Raw genomic sequence first — 2,753 nt, 5'->3', positions numbered from 1 at the left:
GAGCACCCACGAGCTCGCCCGCCGCATCCGCAGCTCCCAGATTGTCATGATCCCGGGCGGCTTCTCCGGCGGAGACGAGCCCGACGGCTCGGCCAAGTTCATCACGGCCTTCTTCCGCGCCCCCGAGGTCACCGAGGCGGTCCGCGACCTGCTCCAGGCACGCGATGGCCTCATGCTCGGCATCTGCAACGGCTTCCAGGCCCTCATCAAGCTGGGGCTCGTACCCTACGGCGACATCGTCGATGCCACCGCAGACGCACCCACGCTCACCTTCAACACGATTGGCCGCCACCAGAGCCGCCTCGTGAACACCCGCGTGGCCAGCGACCTGTCGCCCTGGCTCTCGGCCTGCAAGCCCGGTGAGACCTACACCGTTGCCATCAGCCACGGCGAGGGCCGCTTCGTCGCCAACGACGACGTGCTCGCCAGCCTTACCGCCCACGGCCAGGTCGCCACGCAGTACGTCGACGCCAATGGCGTCCCGTCGATGGACCTTGGCGTCAACCCCAACGGCTCGATCGCCTGCGTCGAGGGCATCACCAGCCCCAATGGCCGCGTCTTTGGCAAGATGGGCCACGTCGAGCGGCGCGGCGAGGGCCTCTACGCCAACGTCCCGGGCAACAAGTTCATGCCCGTCTTCGAGAGTGGCGTCGCCTATTTCGCCTAAAGGCCGCAGCTGCCCAAGCGCCATCACGAGCGCCCCGAGTCCGCACAGGCTCGGGGCGCTCGTTCTTCTCGGCATGTCCTCCGCGCCTGGCCGATAATGGTGCGGACCAATTCCAACACAGAGGAGCGTCACCTTGGATTCCCAGCTCACTTACATCTGCGACCAACTCAAGGCCCTCACGGCCATCCCCAGCCCTACCGGCTTCACCAAGCACGCCACCAACTACCTCGCGGAGACCCTCACCGCCATGGGCCTCTCGCCCGAGGTCTCCAACAAGGGCAACGTGCTCGTCTGCCTGGGCGGAGAGGGCAACCCGCTCGTGCTCGCCTCGCACGTCGACACCCTGGGCGCCATGGTGCGCGCCATCAAGGACAACGGCCGCCTGCGCCCCACCACCCTCGGCGGCCACCAGTGGCGTACGGCCGACGGCGAGAACTGCACCGTCCACACGCGTGACGGCCGCACCTACACGGGCGTCGTTCTCAACACGGAGCCCTCGGCCCACGTTGCCGACGAGAAGGTCGAGCAGGTCGAGAAGAACATGGAGGTCCTGCTCGACGAGAACGTGGGTACCGCCGACGAGACGCGCGCCCTGGGCATCCAAAACGGCGACATCATCGCCATGGACCCGCGCACCACGGTGACCCCGAGCGGCTACATCAAGAGCCGCTTCCTCGACGACAAGCTCTCTGCCTCCATCCTGCTGGGGCTGGCTCGAGCCGCCGCGGTGGGCGAGGTGTCGCTCGCCCGCAAGGTGAGCCTGTTGTTCACCGTCTACGAGGAGGTGGGCCACGGCGGGAGCTTCGTGCCCGCCGACACCCGTGACATGATCTCGGTCGACATGGGCTGCGTGGGTGCCGACCTCGCCTGTACCGAGCGCGAGGTCTCCATCTGCGCCAAGGACTCCGGCGGCCCCTACAACTACGACCTCGTGAGCGAGCTCGCCGGCATCGCCGCCGAGCTCGAGCTGGGCTACGCCATCGACGTCTACCCCCACTACGGCTCCGACGTCGAGGCCACGCTCACGGCCGGTTACGACATCCGCCACGGCCTCGTGGGCCCGGGCGTCTATGCCTCACACAACTACGAGCGCTCCCACACCGGCGGCGTGCGCAACACCTACGAGCTGCTGCGCGCCTACGTCGCCCGCGCCTAGCGCCGGCAAAGCCCGGCGAGCCCTCGCAATCACCCCAAACAAGAAGGCCGGCACACCCCCGCGGATGTGCCGGCCTTTGTCATCTCACGCCCCTACAGCTTCTTGTGCAGCTTTAGCAACTCGATGAGCATATGGTCGCGATACTGCGCCAGCGACTCGGGGTCGTTGCCCACCTCGGGCGCGCGGGCTGCCAGCTCGGCGTCCACGCCCTCCTGCGCCACCTGGGCAAACTCGGGCGGAAAGCTCTTCCAGTCTGCCATGTCGGCCAGCCACAGGCTGATCGAGTCGTAGAGGTGGTTCATGAGGCCCGAGACGCCACCCTTGCCACCGCCCAGCTCAAAGACGAGCGACGGCCCCATGATGCCCCAGCGGATGCCCGGGCCAAAGGTCACGGCCTTGTCGGCATCCTCAATGGTGCACACGCCAGAGAGCACGAGGTTCGCCACCTCGCGATAAAGGGCCATCTGCAGGCGGTTGCAGATAAAGCCCAGGGCCTCCTTCTGCAGCACCACCGGCTCCATGCCAATGGCCGCGTAGAACGCCTTGGCGCGCTCCACCGTCTTCTCCGAGGTCATCTCGCCCTTCGTAATCTCAACGAGCGGAATGAGATGGGGCGGGTTGTAGGGGTGCCCGCCACAGAAACGCTCTGGATGCTTGGCGTTCTTGGCAATCTCGGTCACGAGCAGGCCCGAGGTCGAGCTTGCGATGGTCGCGGTGGGGTCGGCCGCGGCCTCGATGGCGCGCACGAGCCCCCACTTGACCTCGTAGTGCTCAGCCGAAGACTCCTGGATGAACTGCGCGCCCGCGACCGCCTCGGCAATGGAGGTGGTGTAATGGATACGCCCCGCGATTGCCGCCGACTCCTCCTCCGTATAGACGCCATTCTTCACGAGGGACTCCAGCGAAGCCGCCACGCGCTCGCGCGCGAGC

Annotated in this window: 3 protein-coding genes; 2 read left to right on the top strand and 1 reads right to left on the bottom strand. The window is 67.0% G+C overall.

Annotated elements, in window-relative coordinates:
* On the top strand, window positions 1-667 hold a 667-nt coding region (locus AC1VTH_RS07710), incomplete at its 5' end, for a phosphoribosylformylglycinamidine synthase subunit PurQ (RefSeq protein ID WP_481335555.1).
* A 133-nt stretch (window positions 668-800) separates the two neighbouring features.
* The gene (locus AC1VTH_RS07705) at window positions 801-1,823 is read left to right on the top strand and encodes a M42 family metallopeptidase (protein WP_481335554.1); all 1,023 of its coding nucleotides are present in this window, start codon (window positions 801-803) and stop codon (window positions 1,821-1,823) included.
* A 92-nt stretch (window positions 1,824-1,915) separates the two neighbouring features.
* On the opposite strand, the gene AC1VTH_RS07700 is transcribed toward AC1VTH_RS07705, so the two are convergent.
* Window positions 1,916-2,753 (bottom strand): 3-hydroxyacyl-CoA dehydrogenase family protein (locus AC1VTH_RS07700; RefSeq protein ID WP_481335553.1); only part of this gene is annotated, 838 nt, incomplete at its 5' end.

This window comes from Parolsenella sp. (assembly GCF_982402205.1).
The sequence above is the reverse complement of the archived record's forward strand: the minus strand, read 5'-3'. Positions and strand labels throughout refer to the sequence as shown.